At 44.0% G+C, this 20,216-nt stretch carries 18 protein-coding genes; 14 read left to right on the top strand and 4 right to left on the bottom strand.

What is annotated here, in order from left to right; all coding sequences use genetic code 11:
* The first annotated feature begins 56 nt into the window (after positions 1–56).
* The 6 genes from guaD to QN079_RS13390 all read left to right on the top strand — a co-directional run bounded on the left by guaD (position 57) and on the right by QN079_RS13390 (position 8,090).
* Positions 57–1,412, top strand: a complete 1,356-nt coding sequence (guaD, locus tag QN079_RS13415; protein ID WP_115232733.1) for a guanine deaminase — start codon at positions 57–59, stop codon at positions 1,410–1,412.
* Between the two features lie 49 nt (positions 1,413–1,461).
* On the top strand, positions 1,462–2,745 hold the full coding sequence (locus QN079_RS13410; RefSeq protein ID WP_060791579.1) for a uracil-xanthine permease family protein: 1,284 nt from the start codon (positions 1,462–1,464) through the stop codon (positions 2,743–2,745).
* Positions 2,746–3,073: 328 nt separating this feature from the next.
* Positions 3,074–3,688 carry an aggregation-promoting factor gene (gene apf / locus QN079_RS13405; RefSeq protein WP_005228480.1) on the top strand — a complete coding sequence of 205 codons (615 nt, stop codon included), beginning with the start codon at positions 3,074–3,076 and terminating at the stop codon, positions 3,686–3,688.
* 289 nt (positions 3,689–3,977) lie between these two features.
* On the top strand, positions 3,978–4,379 hold the full coding sequence (locus QN079_RS13400) for an MmcQ/YjbR family DNA-binding protein (protein WP_010749917.1): 402 nt from the start codon (positions 3,978–3,980) through the stop codon (positions 4,377–4,379).
* 229 nt (positions 4,380–4,608) lie between these two features.
* On the top strand, positions 4,609–6,318 hold the full coding sequence (locus QN079_RS13395; RefSeq protein ID WP_060791424.1) for an ABC transporter ATP-binding protein: 1,710 nt from the start codon (positions 4,609–4,611) through the stop codon (positions 6,316–6,318).
* Between the two features lie 2 nt (positions 6,319–6,320).
* Positions 6,321–8,090: an ABC transporter ATP-binding protein gene (locus QN079_RS13390; RefSeq protein ID WP_289229929.1), complete on the top strand. Its 1,770-nt coding sequence runs from the start codon at positions 6,321–6,323 to the stop codon at positions 8,088–8,090.
* A 208-nt stretch (positions 8,091–8,298) separates the two neighbouring features.
* Here QN079_RS13390 and QN079_RS13385 read toward each other — a convergent pair whose 3' ends face one another.
* Entirely contained in the window at positions 8,299–8,616 is a 318-nt protein-coding gene (locus QN079_RS13385; RefSeq protein ID WP_170927546.1) for an RNHCP domain-containing protein, read from the bottom strand.
* Between the two features lie 516 nt (positions 8,617–9,132).
* On the opposite strand from QN079_RS13385, the gene QN079_RS13380 reads away from it, so the two are divergent.
* Positions 9,133–9,450: a hypothetical protein gene (locus QN079_RS13380; protein WP_144771324.1), complete on the top strand. Its 318-nt coding sequence runs from the start codon at positions 9,133–9,135 to the stop codon at positions 9,448–9,450.
* An 84-nt stretch (positions 9,451–9,534) separates the two neighbouring features.
* Here the strand turns inward: QN079_RS13380 and QN079_RS13375 are convergent, their stop codons facing one another.
* Positions 9,535–10,326 carry an L-threonylcarbamoyladenylate synthase gene (locus QN079_RS13375; RefSeq protein ID WP_186366373.1) on the bottom strand — a complete coding sequence of 264 codons (792 nt, stop codon included), beginning with the start codon at positions 10,324–10,326 and terminating at the stop codon, positions 9,535–9,537.
* A 322-nt stretch (positions 10,327–10,648) separates the two neighbouring features.
* Between QN079_RS13375 and QN079_RS13370 the strand changes: the two genes are divergently transcribed.
* Complete coding sequence (locus tag QN079_RS13370; RefSeq protein WP_015510258.1) at positions 10,649–11,569, top strand: cation efflux transmembrane domain-containing protein; 921 nt, start codon at positions 10,649–10,651, stop codon at positions 11,567–11,569.
* A gap of 58 nt (positions 11,570–11,627) precedes the next feature.
* Complete coding sequence (locus tag QN079_RS13365; protein WP_005234105.1) at positions 11,628–12,464, top strand: YitT family protein; 837 nt, start codon at positions 11,628–11,630, stop codon at positions 12,462–12,464.
* Positions 12,465–12,560: 96 nt separating this feature from the next.
* Here the strand turns inward: QN079_RS13365 and QN079_RS13360 are convergent, their stop codons facing one another.
* Complete coding sequence (locus QN079_RS13360) at positions 12,561–13,229, bottom strand: GntR family transcriptional regulator (RefSeq protein WP_151195146.1); 669 nt, start codon at positions 13,227–13,229, stop codon at positions 12,561–12,563.
* Between the two features lie 188 nt (positions 13,230–13,417).
* On the opposite strand from QN079_RS13360, the gene QN079_RS13355 reads away from it, so the two are divergent.
* From QN079_RS13355 to QN079_RS13335, 5 genes are all read left to right on the top strand, one after another.
* Entirely contained in the window at positions 13,418–15,013 is a 1,596-nt protein-coding gene (locus tag QN079_RS13355; protein ID WP_289229928.1) for a mannitol dehydrogenase family protein, read from the top strand.
* A 3-nt stretch (positions 15,014–15,016) separates the two neighbouring features.
* Positions 15,017–16,093 carry a mannonate dehydratase gene (gene uxuA / locus QN079_RS13350; RefSeq protein ID WP_289229927.1) on the top strand — a complete coding sequence of 359 codons (1,077 nt, stop codon included), beginning with the start codon at positions 15,017–15,019 and terminating at the stop codon, positions 16,091–16,093.
* A 16-nt stretch (positions 16,094–16,109) separates the two neighbouring features.
* Positions 16,110–17,498, top strand: coding sequence for a glucuronate isomerase (uxaC, locus tag QN079_RS13345; RefSeq protein ID WP_289229926.1), 1,389 nt, complete (start codon positions 16,110–16,112; stop codon positions 17,496–17,498).
* 139 nt (positions 17,499–17,637) lie between these two features.
* Positions 17,638–17,964, top strand: a complete 327-nt coding sequence (locus tag QN079_RS13340) for an MGMT family protein (protein WP_005228493.1) — start codon at positions 17,638–17,640, stop codon at positions 17,962–17,964.
* Positions 17,961–18,668: a GntR family transcriptional regulator gene (locus QN079_RS13335; RefSeq protein WP_289229925.1), complete on the top strand. Its 708-nt coding sequence runs from the start codon at positions 17,961–17,963 to the stop codon at positions 18,666–18,668. Before QN079_RS13340 ends, QN079_RS13335 begins: the two co-directional genes overlap by 4 nt.
* A 95-nt stretch (positions 18,669–18,763) precedes the next feature.
* Here the strand turns inward: QN079_RS13335 and QN079_RS13330 are convergent, their stop codons facing one another.
* Positions 18,764–19,963, bottom strand: coding sequence for an enolase C-terminal domain-like protein (locus QN079_RS13330; protein ID WP_010749903.1), 1,200 nt, complete (start codon positions 19,961–19,963; stop codon positions 18,764–18,766).
* Positions 19,964–20,216 lie beyond the last annotated feature (253 nt).

Here is a 20,216-nt window from a genome sequence, read left to right as displayed (position 1 = left end):
ATTAAATGAACGACTTTTTCCTGACAATGTCTTAGAGAACGGGGGAAATCAAACAAATGGCAACCATTCGCTATTTTAAAGGAGATGTTTTCCATACGCCAACTGATGGAAAACTAGAATATATAGAAGATGCATTGATTCAAGTCGATGATGCAGGGATCATCACGAAAGTCACTGCCAAAACAGATCAAGGGTATGAGGCAGAGCTGGCAAAAGCATCAGAGAATCTTCAGGCTTTATCTGAAGGCCAGTGCTTTTTACCAGGGTTTGTCGATCTGCATGTCCACGCCCCACAATGGCCGCAAGCAGGGATCGCGTTAGATGAACCGTTAAATGTCTGGTTAGATGAATGCACGTTTCCGCTGGAGGCAAAATATGCCAATCCAGCATTTGCCAAAGCTGTCTATCAAGATTTGGTAGCACAGCTATTGGCAAGAGGAACGACAACGGTTCTTTATTTTGCAACGATCCATCTAGAAGCGAGCCTTCAATTGGCGAAGACTTGTGCCACTCTTGGTCAACGGGGATTAGTCGGAAAAGTCGTCATGGACGATCCCCAAGCCAATCCTGCTTTTTATCGAGACGCGTCAACAGAAGAGGCATTAGCGGATACAGAACGTTTTATTCAAGAAGTACAAGCAATCGCAAAGACCGCACCACAAGGCGTTTATCCTGTGGTCACTCCGCGATTTGTCCCCAGCTGTACCGATGAAGGCTTGGCAGGGTTAGGCGCATTGGCTGAAAAATATGATGTTCATGTTCAGACCCACTGCAGTGAAGGGCAATGGGAACATGACTTTGTTCAAGAACGATTTGGTAAAACGGATACCGAAGTGCTGCAAGATTTTGGCTTGTTGCGTGAAAAAGCAGTGATGGCTCATGGCAATTTCATCAGCCCAGCTGACGGTGTTCGTTTTGTTGAAACCGGCGCCGCAGTTGCGCACTGTCCCATCTCAAATGCCTACTTTGCCAATGGCGTGATCCCAATCAAGCGCTTGAAAGAACAAGGGGTCACGATTGGTTTAGGAACGGATATCTCCGGCGGTTTTTCACCGAGTTTGTATGACAACATCAAACAAGCTGTGATGTCTTCGAGAATGTTAGAAGATGGCGTGGATGTCACGCTTCCTCAAAACACACGAGGAGTAGCTGATTCTCGTATATCCGTGATCGATGCGTTCTCATTGGCGACAAAAGGCGGCGGTGAGGCACTGAGATTACCAGTAGGTGTCATCAAAGAAGGGTATGCGTTTGATGTGCAAGTGATCGATACGCGACAAAAAGAAAATCCTTTGCCTGACTTCGGTGTGTTTACTTCACCCGAAGCAAGATTACAAAAAATCCTGTACTTAGCAACGATGCAAAATATTCGCCAAGTCTGGGTCCAAGGAAAAAAAGTACACGAAAAATGAGGAGAATGAGACAGTGGAATCAACGAAAAACAAACATTTAACGATCGGAATGAACGAAGACATTCCCTTTGGTCAAGCAGTACTTTTAGGATTACAGCATGTGTTGGCAATGGACGTGTATGTGCCGCCATTTATTATCGCAACCGCGGTGGCGATGTCCTCTTCAGACGCATCAGGTTTGATCCAATCGACCTTTTTAGGAGCGGGGATCGCTTCTTTGATCCAAGTCCTCTTTTTCTTGAAATTACCCGTATGTCAAGGACCATCCTTTGTACCCGTTGGAGCGATCATCGGTATTTATTTTGGTGCCAACGGCATGGACACGGTGTTAGGTGCCAGCATTGTTGGTGCCGCAGCAGTCATTTTACTAGGTTTTACTGGCATCTATAAGTATATCGTTCGTCATTTTATTCCTACGATCGTCAGTGGAACGATCATCATGATCGTTGGTTTGACGCTGCTGCCAACAGCATTTACTAGCAATATCTATCCTGCCACTGAAACTCTAAGTGCCAATCAAAACATGTTGTTAGCTGCGATTACTGCGGCGATTTTGATCTTGTTTTCCATGTTAGGCGATTATTTTCCAGGAATGGGAAAATACTTCCGAATCAGTTCGGTCATTATTGCTTTGGTTATCGGTACCGTGATTGCTTCCTTTATGGGAGGCGTTGATTTTCAGTCGGTGGCGGATGCTTCTTTCTTTAGTCTGCCAAAACTGGTATTTCTAAACTATGGCCTGCATTTTGATGTTTCAGCGATCTTAACGATGCTAGTGATCTATATGGTTCTCCTAGCAGAAACAACAGGAACTTGGTATGCGGTCAGTTCTGTGACAGAAGAACCTGTTACGGATGAACAGATCAATAAAGGCGTGATCGGTGAAGGGTTAGGCTGCTTGGTTGCCGCCTTAGTTGGAACGACACCTGTAACTGGTTATTCTACCAATGCAGGGATCATTTCGATCACAGGGGTTGCTAGTAAAAAAGTCTTTGTGATGGCGTCCGTCTGGTTTATCCTATTGTCCTTCATGGGAAAACTTTCAGCCTTGATTCACGCAGTACCTTCTGCTGTCATCGGCGGCGTGTTCGCGGTCGTCTGCGTCATTATTTTGTTGAGCGGCTTTCGGGTCATTAAGAATGAAGAGTTTTCCGAGCGGGAGTTGTATATTATCGGGGTACCGTTGATTATTGCCATCGGCTTGTTGTTTATGCCAGCAGAAATCAAAGAATCTGCGCCTCAATTCTTACAATATTTATTAGATTCACCGATTGCTTTAAGCGCTATTGCGGCGATCATCATGAATAAATTGATCCCAGTGAAGAAAAAATAGAAAGTAAATGAGGAATGAGACCTTGTCTCGTTCCTTCTTTTGTTACAATCCTGTGTAAAAAGAGGGTTTTTTGTAATATAGGAAAGGTTTTCTAAGGTTAACTGGTTTACCTGAAAACAAAATAACTGTAATGTTAAAAATTACAACAGAGTAAAGCTTGATATGATAGGATTCTCAAATTCTTACGAAACGTAAGGCAACTGTCGTTTTCGTAATCATCTGTAATGAATTCTTTACCTATGAAATATTCTTCGATGTTAGACTTGTTTATGCGCTTGAGTCATCTCAAATGACGCAAAATGAGTTTCAAAGAAGGAGATTTAATTATATGAAGTCTTTAAAAACTGTTTTACTTAGTACAGCTGTCCTTGCCGGTTTCGGCCTTTTCTTAGGTGGGAAAGACGCCTTTGCAGACGAACAATACACTGTTCAATCTGGTGATACATTATCAACAATCGCTACTAACTTTTATGGTTATAGCTCTGATGATACGATCAATGCGATCGTTGAAGCAAACGAGATTGCTGATAAAAACTTGATTTTTGTTGGGGAAGCATTGATCATCCCTACAGATGGCACTGCAACTTATACAGAATCTGCAAGCACGACTGCTGCAGCAAGTGTACAACAACCAAGTGAACCAGCAGCTTCACAATCAAGCAACACACAATCTGCTGCAAGCACACAAAGCAGCTCAAGCTACAGCTCTTCAGCTAGCGGCTCAGAAGCTTCAGCAAAAGAATGGATCGCAAACAAAGAATCTGGTGGTTCTTACACAGCGACAAACGGACAATACTATGGCCGTTACCAATTAACCAACTCTTACTTAAATGGTGACTATTCAGCTGCTAACCAAGAAAAGGTTGCTGATGAATATGTAGCATCACGTTATGGTTCTTGGTCTGCTGCCAAAGCATTCTGGGAAGCAAATGGTTGGTACTAAGATTCTCAAATGAATCTTGTCCATGACATCTAGTAATCAATTGCCCTTATTGGCGAGTACAATTTACTCGCTGATGAGGGCTTTTTTGTGTCTTCTGAGAAAGGTGAATGAATGTAACGCCGCTTATAGCTGCATGTAACGTCATTATCAGTCGACATGCCACTGATAAAAAATCCCTTTTTCCACGACAACCATGTATAATAGTAGGAAATAGAGCAGCAAGCGATTCAATCTGTCAAAATTGAGACAGAAAATGGCGATTTTGATAGCAGAAAGTGGGGGACACACAATGAGTACATCGATTGAAGAAAAAATTGCACAAAAAATGCAGCGATTTCAAGCATTTGGGGAAGGCTTGCCGGGAGCCAAAGTCTATTATCGCGAAGATTGGGATGCAATCTACTTTGATTTAGTTGGAAAGCAGTTTGGGATCATGAGTCCACAACCAGAAGAAACAGCGTTTTTGACTTTGAAAAATCTGCCCGAGGTCAACGAAACGCTGCGAGAGCAATTTCCTGACGTGATCATTCCAGGGTACTATGCCAATAAGACTCATTGGAATACCATCAAGTTGGCATCTGATGCCTTGATGGAAGAGAACATCGAACAAATGATTTTGGTTTCCTACGATTTAGTCAAACAAAAGCTGACAAAAAAACAAAAAAGTGAGCTGGAAAACAGCGAATCGTAAGTCAAAGATTTAGCGACAAAAAATAATGAAACCAGTATCGAGGATCATCATAATCCCTTTACTATTCGTTATTTTCGACAACATTTATGCAATATTTTCAAAGAGCTTTCATGAAAGCTCTTTTTGTTTTATTTGTTCGCTTGTTTCCCGTCGTGATCCATGGTAAATTGTTGTGCAACGGAAATTTTTTGGCAGTCTTTTCTGCTAAACACAAAGGAGTGGTACGTATATGGATCTGGTCTTACGCCATGTCAAAAAGTACAAAGCGGCAACCGGCATTGCCTTATTATCGGTCATTTTAATGGTCGTTGCTGCATTATGGCAGCCGAAGCTCTTGCAGCAAGTGCTAGAATCAATTATTACCGAAAACAATGATGAAATGAAAAAAATTGGTGTGCAGCTGATTGGGCTAGCATTGCTAGGCCTTGTTGCAGGGATCATCAACACGATTTTTTCTGCGAAAGTGGCGCAAGGCGTTAGTGCCGATATTCGGGAAGAGATGTTTCGGAAAATCCAGACATTCTCATTTGGTAATATCGAAACCTTCTCGGCAGGAAACCTAGTGGTGCGCTTGACCAATGACATCACGCAAATTCAAAACTTAGTGATGATCTCGCTGCAATCGTTGTTTCGCATCCCGTTCTTATTTATCGGTGCCTTCATTTTGGCGATGACAACCATGCCGCAACTTTGGTGGATCATCGTCTTACTGATTATCGCTGTCCTAGTGATTACGGCACTCTCCTTTACACGGATGGGCAAACACTTTATGATCATCCAGAACTTGATCGACAAAATCAATGGGATTGCCAAAGAAAATTTGATGGGGATCCGTGTGGTGAAATCTTTTGTTCAAGAAGAAAACCAGCTACAAGGCTTTTCCAAAGTCAGTGAAACGTTAACGAAGCATAATATTATCGTAGGAACCTTGTTCTCTGTCATGATCCCCTCCTTTATGCTGGCAGCCAACTTAGCCGTCGTCGGCGCGATTTTCTTTGTCAGTGATCTAGCGAAAGATGACCCAACCTTGATTGGGGGAATTGCCTCATTCATGAATTATTTGATGCAAATTATGATGGCGATCATTATCGGCGGCATGATGATGATGATGACATCGCGGGCTGCAGTTTCGCTAAAACGGATCAAAGAAATTCTAGATACCGAACCGGATCTGCAATACCAAGATGTCCCAGAACAAGAGTTGTCTGGAAGTGTCGCTTTTGAAAACGTCAGTTTCCGTTACCCTGGGGATGAAAAAAATGCCCTAACGGCTATCAGTTTTACCATCAAACCTGGCGAAATGATTGGGATCGTAGGGGCGACTGGTGCCGGCAAATCAACACTGGCGCAGCTGATTCCCCGTTTGTTTGACCCAACGGAAGGTGTCGTGCGAGTTGGCGGCGTTGACTTGAAAGAAGTCAATGAACAAAGCTTGCGTAAAACGGTCGCTTTTGTCTTGCAAAAAGCGATCCTCTTTTCAGGAACGATTGCCCAAAACTTGCGGCAAGGGAAAAAAGACGCCTCAGAATCTGAGATGTCTCGCGCAACGGAAATCGCCCAAGCCAGTGAATTTATTCAAAAATTGACCGCTGGGTTTGAAGCGCCGGTCTCCGAGCGCAGCAGCAATTTTTCTGGAGGGCAAAAGCAACGCTTATCGATTTCTCGAGGAGTGATCGGTGAACCGAAAATTTTGATTTTGGATGATAGTACGAGTGCATTAGATGCTCGTTCGGAAAAATTGGTTCGCGAAGCGTTTGAAAAACAATTAAAAGACACGACAACGATCATCATCGCGCAAAAGATTGCCTCTGTTGTGAAAGCCGACCGCATCTTCGTTTTAGATAATGGACGTCTGGTTGGTGAAGGAAGCCATGAATTTTTAGCCAATAACAATGCCATCTATCAAGAAATCTTCGCAACACAGAAAGGAGAGGAGTAACCATGACAGATTTGTTCAAAGCGAGTAAATTTTTCTACCATTACTTAAAACAATACAAGTGGTCGTTTCTATTCATTTTTGTGACGGTGATTCTGGCAACGTATCTGCAAGTGCAAGCGCCAGTCTTTGTCGGAGAAGCGTTCCAAGAGTTGGCGAATTATGTTGGTGGTTTGATGCAAGGGGTCGATGATAAATCAGCTTTTCTATCGATCATTTGGAAATTGTTGATTTTTTATGTCTTAGCCAGTGCAGCCAATTTTGTTTATAGTATCTTGTTCACGCAAGTGGTGGGGAAATCAACCAACAGAATGCGGATCGGTTTATTTAATAAACTGGAAAAATTGACGATCAAATTCTTTGATTCTCATCAAGACGGTGATATTTTGAGCCGTTTTACCAGTGACTTGGATAACATCCAAAACAGTCTGAACCAAGCATTGTTGCAAGTGCTGACCAATGTAGTCTTAATGGTGGGGATCTTGATCATGATGTTCCGTCAAAACGTTGAATTGGCATGGGCAACGATTGCTTCTACCCCGAGTGCGGTCTTGATCGCGGTGATCGTGATCCAAAAAGCCCGCAAATATGTCGATCTGCAGCAAGATGAAGTCGGAAAATTAAACGGCTATATTGATGAAAAAATCAGTGGTCAACGAATCATCATCACCAATGGACTGCAAGAAGAAACCATCGACGGTTTCTTGGTCCACAACCAACAAGTCCGCGAAGCTACCTACAAAGGGCAAGTCTACTCTGGGCTGCTTTTCCCCTTGATGCAAGGGATGTCCTTGTTGAACACGGCAATCGTGATTTTCTTTGGTGGCTGGTTAGCATTGAACGGTGACTTAGAACGTTCTGTTGCTTTAGGATTAGTTGTGACCTTTGCCCAGTATTCGCAGCAGTATTACCAACCATTGATGCAGATCTCTTCTGGTTACAGCATGATTCAATTGGCGATCACCGGTGCGCGCAGAATCAATGAAATGTTTGATGAACCTGATGAAGTCAAACCAAAAGACGGGATCAAAGTGAAGGGCATCAAAGAGGCGGTTGCTTTGAATCATGTGGACTTTGGGTATGACAGTCAAAAATTGGTCCTAAAAGATGTCTCGATCACAGTCAACAAAGGCGAAATGGTCGCATTAGTCGGACCGACGGGTTCAGGAAAAACGACCATCATGAACCTGTTGAATCGCTTCTATGATGTGAATGGTGGTTCTGTGACCTTTGACGGCATCGACATCCGGGAGCTAGACTTGGATCTGCTGCGTTCTCAAGTGGGAATCGTTTTGCAAGAATCCGTGTTGTTCTCAGGGACGATTCGCGAAAACATTGCTTTTGGGAAACCAGAAGCGACTGAAGCCGAAGTCATTGCAGCAGCGAAACAAGCCAATATCCATGAGTTTGTTATGACGTTGGAAAAAGGCTATGACACGGAGATCACCGAAGAGAACAATCTTTTCAGTACTGGTCAAAAACAATTGATGAGTATTGCCCGAACGATTTTGACCAATCCAGAATTGTTGATTTTGGATGAAGCCACCAGTAACGTTGATACCGTGACCGAAGCGAAAATTCAACGAGCAATGGATGAAGCAATCAAAGGACGAACCAGTTTTGTGATCGCCCATCGCTTGAAGACGATTTTGAATGCCGACCGCATCGTTGTCTTGAAGGACGGCGAAGTCATTGAAGAAGGCAATCACCATCAATTGGTGGCGGCTGACGGCTTTTATGCAGAACTGTATCACAATCAATTCGTTTTTGAATAAGCGCAAACCAACGTAAAATCATCAAGAAGACACTAGCAGGACAGCCCGCAATTTCGTCAACCAATCGACGAAACAGCGGGCTGTTTTTTTTTAGGTTAAAGCAAGCGCTTCTTATGACGACAATGTCTATGAGCAGTTAGTGGTATAAGAGATCCGTTGATCTGATAAACAAAAAAGACCAGCCTTAAGCATGGTCTTCTTTGGTTTTTTAGTGATACGCAGCGGTTTGAGTCAACCACTCAATAAAATGGTCTGGCTGTTGCGTATCCTGTGCCACGATATTCCACTGCTGGTTTTTGCAGCGGGTGCATTCATGCAGCAGCTGATAGCCTTTTTTGGAATGTTGGCGATAGTCAATCGGTCGCATCAAGCCATGACAAGTATTTTGACGATCACCCGGGCGAATATCCACGTGTAACGAGTAGAGACACTGGGGACAATGGTTGCGGTAAGAACCATTGGTCAAGGGTGCCACAGGCGTACTGCAGTTTTTACAAACAAAGGTCGTATTTTCATCTTTTCTCATTTTGCTTTCCTCCAAAAGAATGATTTCTTTTGAGAGAAAAGGGTTCCGTTCGTTCTTCATCAGGCTTCTTTGGCTAGGGACACATTCACCGTCCGTAACGATTACTTCTGCTTCCAGCTTCATGCGATTTCGCAATCAGTACCACGCTTAGTTTTTTCGTATTGTGCTAAGCACTGTGTTGCGGCAGCCCACAACCCAGCAGTAAGTGTAGTCCAAAGTCACTGTCATTGGCGTCGTCCCCTAGAAAGCAATTGAGGAATGCTTTTTCATCGAGTACCTCCTATGTGTTTATGAGGGTATTATAGCAGAAATAAAGTTGGAATTCTAAGACAGATAAAACCAGATCGTAATTCATCCCTCTTTTTTTATCGTTAAAAACAATGAAATGTAGATTGTAATGCTGTTTTATGACAAAATATTCGCATGTAGGTTTCGCTCGATTTCATTTTGGTCACTGAAGAAGAGACACGGAATCACAAAATGGAGAAAGGATGACCTAACGAAAGGAGAACAAAAATGTTTGGTACGAACAAGAAATCCGAAAATTCGAATGGCACACAAGGCAAGAAACGAAAAAAGCGTTTGACTGTAGAAAATCTGATCAACCAATATCTTGAAGAAAAAGAGATCCATGAATTGAGTGATGGTCTGTCTGTCCAGATCTTTAATGACTTAGCTGCACACCGCGGACTGTTCATGGAGATCCCCAAACTAAGTTACAAAGATCTCGGTGCAGCTATCCAAATTGATCAAAACTGGATTAAAATCAAGCAACAAGATACGATCATCAAACAGCAGGCAGAGATCATTCAGCTTTTGAAAGAAACACGATAGAAAAACCGAAGAACGAGCTGAGCGGTTCTCCTTGAAAAGGAGGGCAGCTAGCTGGTTCTTCGGTTCTTTGTTGATGATGAAAGATCAATAGTACTCCCCGTGGTGATAGTCCCATGAGTTGAAGTGATCAGAAAGGTACATTTGGATTTTTTCAACATCGAGTCCTTTACGGATCAAGACAGGTGCGGGAGTGATGGAGCGTTGGTCTCCTTGCTCAGGGATCAAGTTGCCGTCTTTATCAACGAAAGAAACCATGACTCCTTGCTCATAGCGGGTTTCCAGTGTTTTGTCTGGTTGGATCGATGCAACATAGTCGTTGCCTTCAATGATTAGATCGGCTTCTTGCGCGATTTGTTCGCCGATCCCTTCAACAAGTCCGCGGTTTCCTTTGCCTGAAGGGTTCGCTGAGCTGGCGAAAAGCAATTTCTTTTTCTGATCCCAAAGTTCTTTTGAAATCTGCTCACCAGGGACACCGAATTTGATCACAAAACAGCTGGTTCCCCGAACGTCCGTCATCAATTCTTCTGAACCATCGTTTGGGATATAGGCTTTTCCTGATTCTTTCCAAGGCAAAATCGCACCGAATAACACGTCATTGTTCCAGCAAGTTTCGTAAACGGCGGCGGTTTCCGCATTTAATTCGGCTAATTCATGTAGCTGTTCCAATGAGCTGCAAAGAACGACGCCTGGTTTGTTACGCTTGCGATTCTTTGCTGAAAACTTGCGTTCCAGCCCTTTTTTATCAGAGACGGCAATGATATAGCCGACTTTGGTTGGGCAAACGATCACTTTGCCTTCTTCATTCAAATAGTTGATCGCACGTTGATTTGGTTCTCCTGTCCATGGGACTTGTTTTGTTTCTTTCACTCTCTTCATCCTCCCTGTCTTCCAATGAATCGCCGTCATGAAAAATATAACGGAATATTCTGAAAATTCTGATTGAATATGGTTACCCTTGATGATAAGGGAATCAATCTGTGTAGTCAAGGGGATTTACACCAGAATGTAAAAAGAGAGGAAGAGGAAAACCGTATATACGTCATTAGAGAATAGAGTGAATGATTGACAGCAACACTATTTTTTTCCGCTTTGTATGAAAAAATTGACTGTTTTTCATGTTATTTATATGGGAAGATAGGCTTATAGATAGAAGAACGCAATCAAAAGAATAGTTTTTTTGTGAAAGATGAGGAATATCATGAGTGAAAAGAAAAAAATACGCAAGCTTTTGTTGGCATCGATTGTCGCTGGGAGTATCTATGGTGGCGGTGCCTTGCTTTTTGGGTTGCTGGTCAGTTATAACGTCCTCTTGTTAGATGGGGTCTATACATTGATTGGTGCAGTGATGTCACTGATTGCTTTGTACGTGGCAAAATATATCCAAGCCCAAGATTTTGAACGTTTCCCATTCGGTAAAGAGGCATTGATGCCATTAGTGGTATTTATTCAATATAGTATCATCCTGCTGATCTCAATTTATGGGATCATTGAGTCTGCTTTTAGTTTATTACACGTCAGTGATGGCATGATTGATCCAATCGGTTTGTATTTCTCGCTGGTTGGTACGATCTACTGTTTCTCTTTTTACTTGTACTTAAAAAAGAAACCACTGACCCATCCCTTTTATTGGGTGGAACTAGAACAATGGCGTTTCGGCTTTTTCTTTAGTCTGGGTGTCGTCGGTTCATTTCTTGTGTCCTGGCTGATCCAAGCCAGTCCCTATGGGAATTTTGCGATGTATGTCGACCCAATCATCTCCATCGGGATCACCTTGTTCTTTATCCAGCTTTCGATAAAAGAGTTGAAAGCAGCGATTTTAGAATTGACTTCTTCTACTCCAAAAGAAGAACTGCGGGAGACCATCATGACGATCGTTGAAAAAGAATTGCGCGCAGAAGAAGTGGTGGACTTTGTGTTACGTACCGCCAAAGTCGGTAATCAAGTCATTGTGGAATTAGATGTAGTGATTTTACCTGCAACTCCTCTCGATACAGTAGGTCAGCAAGATCCCTTGCGAGAACGATTGAATCAGGCAATCAGCCAACAGATTTCCGGTTATTCCCTCTGGCTAAACATAAATTTTGTCGGTGACATCAAATGGGCGTATAGTGAGGAGTAAGAATGGCTGCAAAGCAGCTTGAATAAACCGTGTAAATGACAGAGAAAAGAGGAAACAAATGACAATTCTGAAAACCTATGGAAAAATCACCGCAGCACTTTTCTTGTTAGCGGCAAGCATCAATTTATTTTTGGGACCACATCATGTGGCAGCTGGCGGTGTCAGCGGAATCGGTATTTTATTAGAATCAGCACTCGGTTGGGATCGAGCGGCTGTAATCATGGTCTTGAATATTCTCATGCTTATTCTTGCCTATGCCTTTTTAGGGAAGGGGCCTTTTTTGAAAGTCCTTTATGGTAGTTTTGCTTTTCCAGTAGCAATTGCTTTAGTCCCAGAATATATGGTTGCCGAAGATCGGCTGCTTTCCGTGATTTTTGGCAGTGCGATTTTTGCTTTAGGAGTAGCGATTTTGTACAAGAATCAGTCTTCCAGCGGCGGCACAACGATTCCACCGCTGATTTTCAAGAAATACTTTAATTTGAATCCAGCGATCGGCTTGCTGGCGACCGATGCGATCGTTGTTTCCATGAACTTGTTCGTTTTCGGGTTTGAAGAGTTCTTGTTTGCGATCTTATCGATCGTGATCACCTCTGGTGTGATGACCTACATTGAAACCGGCTTTAACCGAAAGAAATCTATCATGATCTTAAGTGAGAACCACGTGAATGAGATTCGAGAAGCGGTCTTTGATAAAACAGCTCGGGGTGCGACCCTGTTAGCTGCCCAAGGTGGTTACCAGCAAGCCGACAAGCAAGTGCTGCTGATCGTTGCCAGCGACCAAGAGTTTATGCAGATCAGACAAATCATTGAGACTATTGACCCAAAAGCATTTGTGATCGTCAATAATGTCTCAGAAGTACTGGGGCAAGGTTTTAGTTATCACCCGATCGAATGAGCGTATTCTCGCTTGTTCAGCATATGAAACCACCCTCGTCTAGTAGGCTATCTACTCGATGAGGGTGGTTTTTAAGGTCCATGATTTTCAAATAGCTTACTCCGTAAAGTAATCGGGAAAGGCTTTTTCCACAAAAATCAGATCGTTATCAATGACATCAATGTGTTGTCCGACCAAGGGAGCAATTTTGGCTTGGTCTTTTTCTTTTAAAGTGGCTAAGATTTCTTCGTGATCCCGCAAAATAATTTCCCAAGACAATTCCTCCACCTCTAAACGTAAGAAGCGGAAGCGATTTAAAGGCAGATTGATCGTTTGTAGCCAATTCCAGACATTCTCTTTGTCGGCGATTTTATAAATCAACTGATGGAAGGCCTCGTCAAGTTGGAAAAATTCGATTTCATCCTTCAATTGGGCATAGGTCCGCTGCAAAATAACGAGTTTTTCTAGTTCTTTCAGCTGTTCTTCTGTAACGGCTTGGCAGGCAGCTACGAATACTTCTTTTTCAAGCGTCTCTCTGACAAAACGAGCTTCTTCAATTTGTTTGATGCTGATTTTAGAAATATAGGTGCCGCTTTGGGGAACGACATGGATCAGTGCTTCACGGCGCAGACGAATAATTGCTTCACGGATCGGCGTCCTACCGATGGTTAGCCGTTGCTCCAATTCCTTTTCAGATATTTTTTGACCGGGAATCAGCTTGGCGGTTAAGATCAACTCTTTGATTGATTCATAAGCTTGTGATTGAAAATTTGTAGGGTTCAACATAAACGCTTCTTTCTTTATCAGGCATTCAATTCCCTTCGAAAGAAAAACTCTGAAGGAAGGTGCCTAGGGATAGTTTTGAGTAATAAAACTAGTATATAAGTTGAATAACCTTTTGTAAAGGCTTGCAATTCAGTATGGAATGAACTAGAATACTAATATATCAGTTTTAAGAAAAAGGAGGAAGTAGGATGTTTGATTTTGCTGCCTTGAAGCAGGCAGGAGTTACGATGCCGGTCGTTCCCAAAGAAGTGAGGGATCAATCAGATACTCAGTTTCAATGGCTACACTTTGGTGGGGGAAATTTGTATCGGGCATTTCACGCAGAAGTAGCCCAAACGTTGATCGATCAACAAGCGTTGTCAAAAGGAATCGTAGTGTGTGAAACCTTTGATGAACAAGTGATCGATCAAGTGTACGCGCCTTACGAGAATGACATTTTAGAAGTGATCATGCACGAAGGGGGACGGTTGGAGAAAAAATTGCTCCAGTCAACGGCGGCTAGTTATTATTGCCATCCTTCCCGCACTGCGAGTTATGAGCATATACGCAAAGTATTTCGTGAGCCGTCACTACAATTGGTCACCGTAACAATCACAGAAAAAGGCTATGGCTTAAAAGACAGTCAGGGGAATTTTTTGCCTGTCGTCCAAGCGGATCTCGCTGCGGGTCCTCATCAGGTTAACCATACAATGAGCATTTTGGCTAGCTTTTTATGGGATCGTTTTCAATCAGGGGCTCTTCCGATCGCTATGGTCTCTACCGACAATTTTTCGCAAAATGGGCTCCGTTTCCAAGCGGCGATTGTCACCATCGCAAAAGAGTGGCAAAAGCTGGGGCATGTTTCAGAAGCGTTTGTTCGATACTTAGAAAACAACGCGCAAGTGACGTTTCCGTGGTCAATGATCGATCGGATTACGCCAAATCCTTCAACAGCAGTTGCAGAAGAATTAGCAGCAGCTGGCATTCAGCAGTTGCCAGTCATCCGGACCGATAAAGGAACGACGATCGCTCCGTTTGCTAACACAGAGGCGACTCATTACTTGGTGATTGAAGATGATTTCCCGAACGGTCGCCCGAATTTAGACAAAGCAGGGGTGATCTTGACGAGTCGAGAGATCGTAGACAAAACCGATAGTATGAAAGTCACAACTTGTTTGAATCCACTGCATACGGCAATGAGTTTGTTCGGCTGTTTACTCGGCTATACATCCATTGCTGCGGAAATGACCGATCCAGATATTGTCGCTTTGATCAAAGGAATCGGCTATCGTGAAGGCTTACCGGTAGTGGAAGATCCTGAGATCATTCAGCCAAAGAAATTTATCGATGAGGTGGTCGGTCTTCGTTTACCGAATCCGCTGATTCCTGACACCCCACAGCGGATCGCCGCAGACACCTCACAGAAAATCGCCATCCGTTTTGGCGAAACCATCAAAAAGTATGTGGAGAAAGAAGGCTCGGCTTCTGAGCTGACTTTCATTCCCTTAGCGATTGCTGGCTGGTTGCGTTATCTCTTAGCGATCGATGATGAAGGCCATCCATTTGTCCCAAGTCCTGATCCCCTCTTAGCAGAATTGCAAGAGATTTTACGGGAGTGTCAGTTAGGGACAGCCGCCGATGTTCAAGGGATCATTCGCCCAATCTTAGCAAATCCGCAGATTTTCGGGTTGGATCTCTATCAAGCAGGAATCGCTGAAAACGTTGGTCACTTGTTCGCTAAGATGCTAACAGGAACCGGCGCAGTCCGTAAAACATTACATGAAACAGTAGAAGGGATCGAATAAAAAATGGAAATGACATTTCGTTGGTATGGAAAAGAATACGATAAAATCAAATTAGCAGATATCCGTCAAATTCCTGGGATGAAAGGCATCGTCGGTACACTCTTTGATTTGCCTGCTGGGGCAGTTTGGCCCAAAGAACGGATCAAGGCGCTCGTGGAAGAAGTCGAAGCAGCTGGACTTTCTCTGAAGGTGATCGAAAGTGTCAATATTCATGATGACATCAAGATTGGCTTGCCTTCGAGAGACCTGTATATCGAAAACTACAAAGAAACGATTCGTAATTTGGCAGCATACGGGATCGAAGTGATTTGCTATAATTTTATGCCGATTTTTGATTGGATCAAAACGGATCTCGATTATCGCTTAGCCGATGGTTCTTCTACGATGGCATTTGAAAAAGCAGGGATCGACAAAGACCCAGAAGAGATCGTCAAAGAAGTTGAGGAGTCAAGCTCTGGCTATACCTTGCCAGGCTGGGAACCAGAACGTTTGGCTCATGTCAAAGAATTGTTTGCTGCGTATAAGGATGTCGATGATGACAAATTAAGAGAAAACTTTGCTTATTTCCTAAAAGTCATCATTCCCACCTGCGAAGAGGTCGGCATCAAGATGGCTGTTCATCCAGATGATCCTCCCTATTCGATTTTTGGTCTGCCGCGTATCGTTAAAAACCGTGATGATCTGGATTGGGTCTGTAACGTGGTCGACAGTCCGTCAAATGGTATCACACTTTGTACTGGCAGTATCGCCGAAGACCCAGCCAATAATGTCTATGAGATTTTGGCTGAGTTTTGTCGCCGGGATCGAATTCCTTTTGCCCATGTTCGTAACATTCGATACTTGGGCAATGACAAAGACTTTTATGAAGCACCGCATCTCTCCTCTGAAGGCTCGTTAGACATGTATCAGATCCTAGAAGCGATGTACAAAAATGGCTTTGACGGCTATATTCGACCAGATCATGGGCGAATGATCTGGGGAGAAACGGGACGTCCAGGCTATGGCTTATATGATCGGGCGATCGGCGCTTCCTACTTATTAGGGTTGTGGGAAGCCATCGACAAGAGCGTGGGGCGTTAAGAAAAGGAGCGAAGAAATGTTTTTAACTGACGATTTTATTTTGAAAAACAGCTTTGCCAAAGAGTTATACCATGGGTATGCAAAAAAGCAGCCGATCATTGATTACCATTGCCATTTAGATCCGAAAGAGATTTTCGAAGACCAAAACTTCACCAATCTGACCCAAGCGTGGCTGGCGGGGGACCATTACAAATGGCGCTTGATGCGAGCCAATGGTGTTGCAGAATCTTTGATCACTGGCGATGCTGATGACTACGAAAAATTCTGTGCTTGGGCGCAGACCTTGGAGGCTTGCATTGGCAATCCATTATGTGTCTGGACCAATTTGGAATTGAAGCGAATCTTTGGTATTGATGAGCGGTTGACACTAGCCAATGCAGCAAGCATTTGGGAAAAAGCTAATCAACAGTTGCAGACGAAGGAATTTTCACCACGAGGGCTGATCAAAAAGATGGCCGTTGAGGTGATCTGTACGACGGATGATCCCATTGATTCGTTGACGTATCATCAAAAGCTGGCAGAAGAATCCTTTGCTGTGTATCCTACCTTTCGTCCTGACAAAGCAATTAATCTGCAGAATTCAGAATTTCCAGCATACCTTAAGCAATTGGCTGCAGCTGCGAGCAAAGAAATCACTAGCTATCAAACGCTGGTTGAAGCATTGACCGTGCGTATTTTTTACTTCCAGCAACGGGGCTGTCGTTTAGCAGATCACAGTCTGTCACGTCTTGGAGAGGAAGCCTACGATACCGCTGCACTTGAAGCGATTTTTCAGAAGCGTTTGACCACTGGGACACTGACTAATGAAGAAATCAGACAGTTTCAAACCGGCTTGCTGATTGACTTGATGCGCCAATACGCGAAGCAAGGCTGGACCGCGCAATTGCATCTGATGGCGACTCGCAACAACAATCAAAAACTTTTCCAACAACTAGGACCTGATAGCGGCGGTGATGCGATGGGGGACGACCGTCTAGCGAGCGGCTTAAGTCGGACATTGGCGCAGCTTCAGGCGGAAAGCTTACTGCCAAAGACGATTTTGTATTCACTGAACCCCAAAGATTATCCAGTGTTGACTGCGCTGATGGGGGCGTTCCAAGAAGAGAGCAAAGGCAAGCTGCAATTAGGCTCTGCTTGGTGGTTCAATGATACGTATTCTGGTATGCGGCATCAGTTGACGACCCTAGCAGAAGGCGGGATTCTTGGAAACTTCGTCGGCATGCTGACGGATTCTCGCAGCTTTTTGTCTTATCCACGCCACGAGTATTTCCGGCGGATTTTGTGTCAGGTGATCAGTGAATGGGTAGAAGACGGACAACTACCAGCAGATGAAATATATTTAGGGCAGATCGTCGCAGATATCTCTTATCACAATGCGAAAACCTACTTTGATTTTCCAAACTAATGACTACTCGATTCGTTCTTGGCTTGCTAGAGAAGGAATCGAGTGTTTGTATGGCTATTGCTAAAGTTGCGTCTGTTCATTTACTATTGGCAGGGAATCCAGTACTATGATAGAAAGAATCAAAGAAGGAGCGAACAGTATGAATCCATTCTATGAAGAAGTCTATGCGCTGGCGCGGCAGATCCCTTTTGGTAAAGTCGTCTCCTATAGTCAGATTGCGTGGAAATTGGGACAAATCAACGGCGCGCGAGCAGTCGGTCGAGCGATGCGCTTGAGCCCTCAGGATGTCCCTGCCCATCGTGTCGTGCGGGCAGATGGCGTCTTAGTTGGTCCCTCCGCCAATGTGCGAAAAGCAGCACTCGTCGATGAAGGGGTGGTCTTCAAAGCCAGTGGTCGTATCGATATGAAGGCTTGCAGTTGGTCCATGAGCGAGATCGCTCCCGCTCAAATGAAGGAGCCGTTATGAAAAAACGTGAATTTATCGTACAAGATCTGTTGAGTAAAATCTATCAGGAAGAATTTTCTGCCGGCAAACTACCCAACCAAAGAACTCTTGCGCAAACCTATGGTGTTTCTCGGTTTACGATCCAGCAAGCAATCAAAAACCTTGAAGAGATCGGGATCGTCAAAGTGGTTCAAGGTTCAGGGATTTTTATCCATGAAAAATGGGTCAAAAATCCAATGATCTTTAATTCCTTGACCCGCACCCCTTATGACCGCATCCATTCCAAAATGATTTCCTTGAATAAGGCGGCAGCAACGTTGGATGAACAGCAGATTTTCCAAACAGGCCCAGACGAGGAAGTCTGGACCTTTGAACGAGTGCGGATCGTCAATTACAAAATCGAACAGCTGGAAACGTCTAAATTGCCCGTCAGCCTATTTCCCGAATTGACACAAGAAATCGTGGAGCACTCGATCCAACGCTATGTCGAAAGCTGCGGATACCGCATTTCCCACTACATCACAAGCTATACCCCCATCACCACATCGACCGCGCAATCGGGTATTTTATTGTGCAAGCGGGGAACACCGGCAATGCAGATCAGCAATCGGGCGATTTTAGAAGACGGCCGCGTGTATGAGTTCAGCAATATCGTTGCCATTGATTATGCCGTGACCTACATCCGTCCCTTTGACCGTGAGATCCATCGCTCACGCATCGATTGATTTTTAGGAAAGCAAATGTGCCAGTTGCGTCGTCTTTACCCAGAGAGAACAAAGACATCCCCTGTCGATTGGACAGGGGATGTCTTTTGTTGTGTTTAAGGAGTGATCAAAGTGCCGTCTGGTGTACGGCTCTGGGTCCATTCATGAGGACGGTAAACCACGGGAAATTCCGAAGCTGCTGCTTCATCGAACGTGATTCCGATCCCACTTTTCTCGATGGGATAAAAATAGCCGTTTTCAGGTTGTGGACTACCACCAAAGACCGACTGGGTATTTGCTGGGATCGCAATCGTTTCTTGGATCGCGGCATTGTGGAGATGGATATTTAGATGGGTGTTGACGGCTAAGCCGACAGGGCTGATATCAGACGGCGTGTGCCAAGCGATCCGAATGCCCATCGCATCGCAGAAGTGAGCCAATTTCAATGCTGGCGTGATCCCACCGATTTGTGAGACATGGGCACGCATAAAGTCAATCTGTTGATTTTTGACTAGCTCTTGCCATTCCATCGGATTATTGAACAATTCGCCGGTCGCGATCGGGGTCGCCGACTGGCTGCGGAGTTGTTGCAACCACTTGTTTTGATCCGGCGGCAAAATATCTTCTAGGAAAAAGAGATTGAAAGGCTCAGCGGCTTTTGCAAATTGAATCGCTTGGTTTGGATGCAGCCGTTCATGCACGTCATGCAGCATTTGAAATTGATTGCCGTATCGTTCTTGGATCGCAGCAAACATTTTCAGTGTTGTGTCCATGTAGTCTGTTTGATCAAAATAGGAACCAGCGATGGGCTGATCGGGTGTTTGCAGTTGGCTAGGATTTCCACCATAAAAGCCTAATTGGCAACGGATATAGCGATACCCCTCAGCCAAGAAGCGATCGATTTCTTGATAAAGGTCTTCGAGATTATCTGCCACGGCATGGGTATAGGCGGGAATCGCCGTACGCGCTTTTCCACCTAACAGTTGATACAATGGCATATCGGCTAATTGTCCCTTGATGTCCCATAAAGCCATGTCGACTCCTGAGATGGCATTGTTGGTGATCGGACCATTCCGCCAGTAAGAATTGACATTCATCACTTGCCAAAGATCTTCGATTTGATTGGCATCGCGGCCAAGTAAGAGGGGGCGTAAATACTCGTCAACGACGGTTTTTACGGCTAGTGGGCGAAACTGGAAGGTTGCGCAACCTAACCCAGATACGCCTTTGTTCGTTTCTACTTTAACGACAACAAGGTTATGACGATCAGGTTTGATCGCAAAGGCTTTGACGTCGGTGATGATCGTTGGTGTCATTTCATTCACTCCAATTTTTGTCTCTAGTTGCTATAGCCATTGAAACATGCTTGGCAGCCGCTGTCAATTTGGTCTAATAAAAACTGGATATACACCATAAAACCAGTCCAATTTTTGCCTATTTTATAATAAAACGTTGATATATAGCGTTTTTATTCTGGTTTTATCAAAAAAGGACTGGTTTTACAAGTCTGTGTGAGCATGCTACTATGTGTGTGAAAACGGAAACACCTGAAAGGGCGCCCGTCAAAAG

Source organism: Enterococcus sp. FZMF, assembly GCF_030263915.1.
GTDB classification, from domain to species: domain Bacteria; phylum Bacillota; class Bacilli; order Lactobacillales; family Enterococcaceae; genus Enterococcus_D; species Enterococcus_D casseliflavus.
Note: the sequence above shows the minus strand (reverse complement) of the source record. Positions and strands in the feature narration are given on the sequence as shown.

Excerpts from the sequence above, each read along its gene's own strand:
- QN079_RS13400 (WP_010749917.1), top strand. The coding sequence starts at position 3,978 with ATGAGTACATCGATTGAAGAAAAAATTGCACAAAAAATGCAGCGATTT.
- guaD (WP_115232733.1), top strand. The coding sequence starts at position 57 with ATGGCAACCATTCGCTATTTTAAAGGAGATGTTTTCCATACGCCAACT.
- apf (WP_005228480.1), top strand. The coding sequence starts at position 3,074 with ATGAAGTCTTTAAAAACTGTTTTACTTAGTACAGCTGTCCTTGCCGGT.
- QN079_RS13360 (WP_151195146.1), bottom strand. The coding sequence starts at position 13,229 with ATGTTGAACCCTACAAATTTTCAATCACAAGCTTATGAATCAATCAAA.
- uxaC (WP_289229926.1), top strand. The coding sequence starts at position 16,110 with ATGTTTTTAACTGACGATTTTATTTTGAAAAACAGCTTTGCCAAAGAG.
- QN079_RS13370 (WP_015510258.1), top strand. The coding sequence starts at position 10,649 with ATGAGTGAAAAGAAAAAAATACGCAAGCTTTTGTTGGCATCGATTGTC.
- QN079_RS13395 (WP_060791424.1), top strand. The coding sequence starts at position 4,609 with ATGGATCTGGTCTTACGCCATGTCAAAAAGTACAAAGCGGCAACCGGC.
- uxuA (WP_289229927.1), top strand. The coding sequence starts at position 15,017 with ATGGAAATGACATTTCGTTGGTATGGAAAAGAATACGATAAAATCAAA.
- QN079_RS13355 (WP_289229928.1), top strand. The coding sequence starts at position 13,418 with ATGTTTGATTTTGCTGCCTTGAAGCAGGCAGGAGTTACGATGCCGGTC.
- QN079_RS13375 (WP_186366373.1), bottom strand. The coding sequence starts at position 10,326 with ATGAAGAGAGTGAAAGAAACAAAACAAGTCCCATGGACAGGAGAACCA.
- QN079_RS13340 (WP_005228493.1), top strand. The coding sequence starts at position 17,638 with ATGAATCCATTCTATGAAGAAGTCTATGCGCTGGCGCGGCAGATCCCT.
- QN079_RS13380 (WP_144771324.1), top strand. The coding sequence starts at position 9,133 with ATGTTTGGTACGAACAAGAAATCCGAAAATTCGAATGGCACACAAGGC.
- QN079_RS13330 (WP_010749903.1), bottom strand. The coding sequence starts at position 19,963 with ATGACACCAACGATCATCACCGACGTCAAAGCCTTTGCGATCAAACCT.
- QN079_RS13410 (WP_060791579.1), top strand. The coding sequence starts at position 1,462 with ATGAACGAAGACATTCCCTTTGGTCAAGCAGTACTTTTAGGATTACAG.
- QN079_RS13385 (WP_170927546.1), bottom strand. The coding sequence starts at position 8,616 with ATGAGAAAAGATGAAAATACGACCTTTGTTTGTAAAAACTGCAGTACG.
- QN079_RS13335 (WP_289229925.1), top strand. The coding sequence starts at position 17,961 with ATGAAAAAACGTGAATTTATCGTACAAGATCTGTTGAGTAAAATCTAT.
- QN079_RS13390 (WP_289229929.1), top strand. The coding sequence starts at position 6,321 with ATGACAGATTTGTTCAAAGCGAGTAAATTTTTCTACCATTACTTAAAA.
- QN079_RS13365 (WP_005234105.1), top strand. The coding sequence starts at position 11,628 with ATGACAATTCTGAAAACCTATGGAAAAATCACCGCAGCACTTTTCTTG.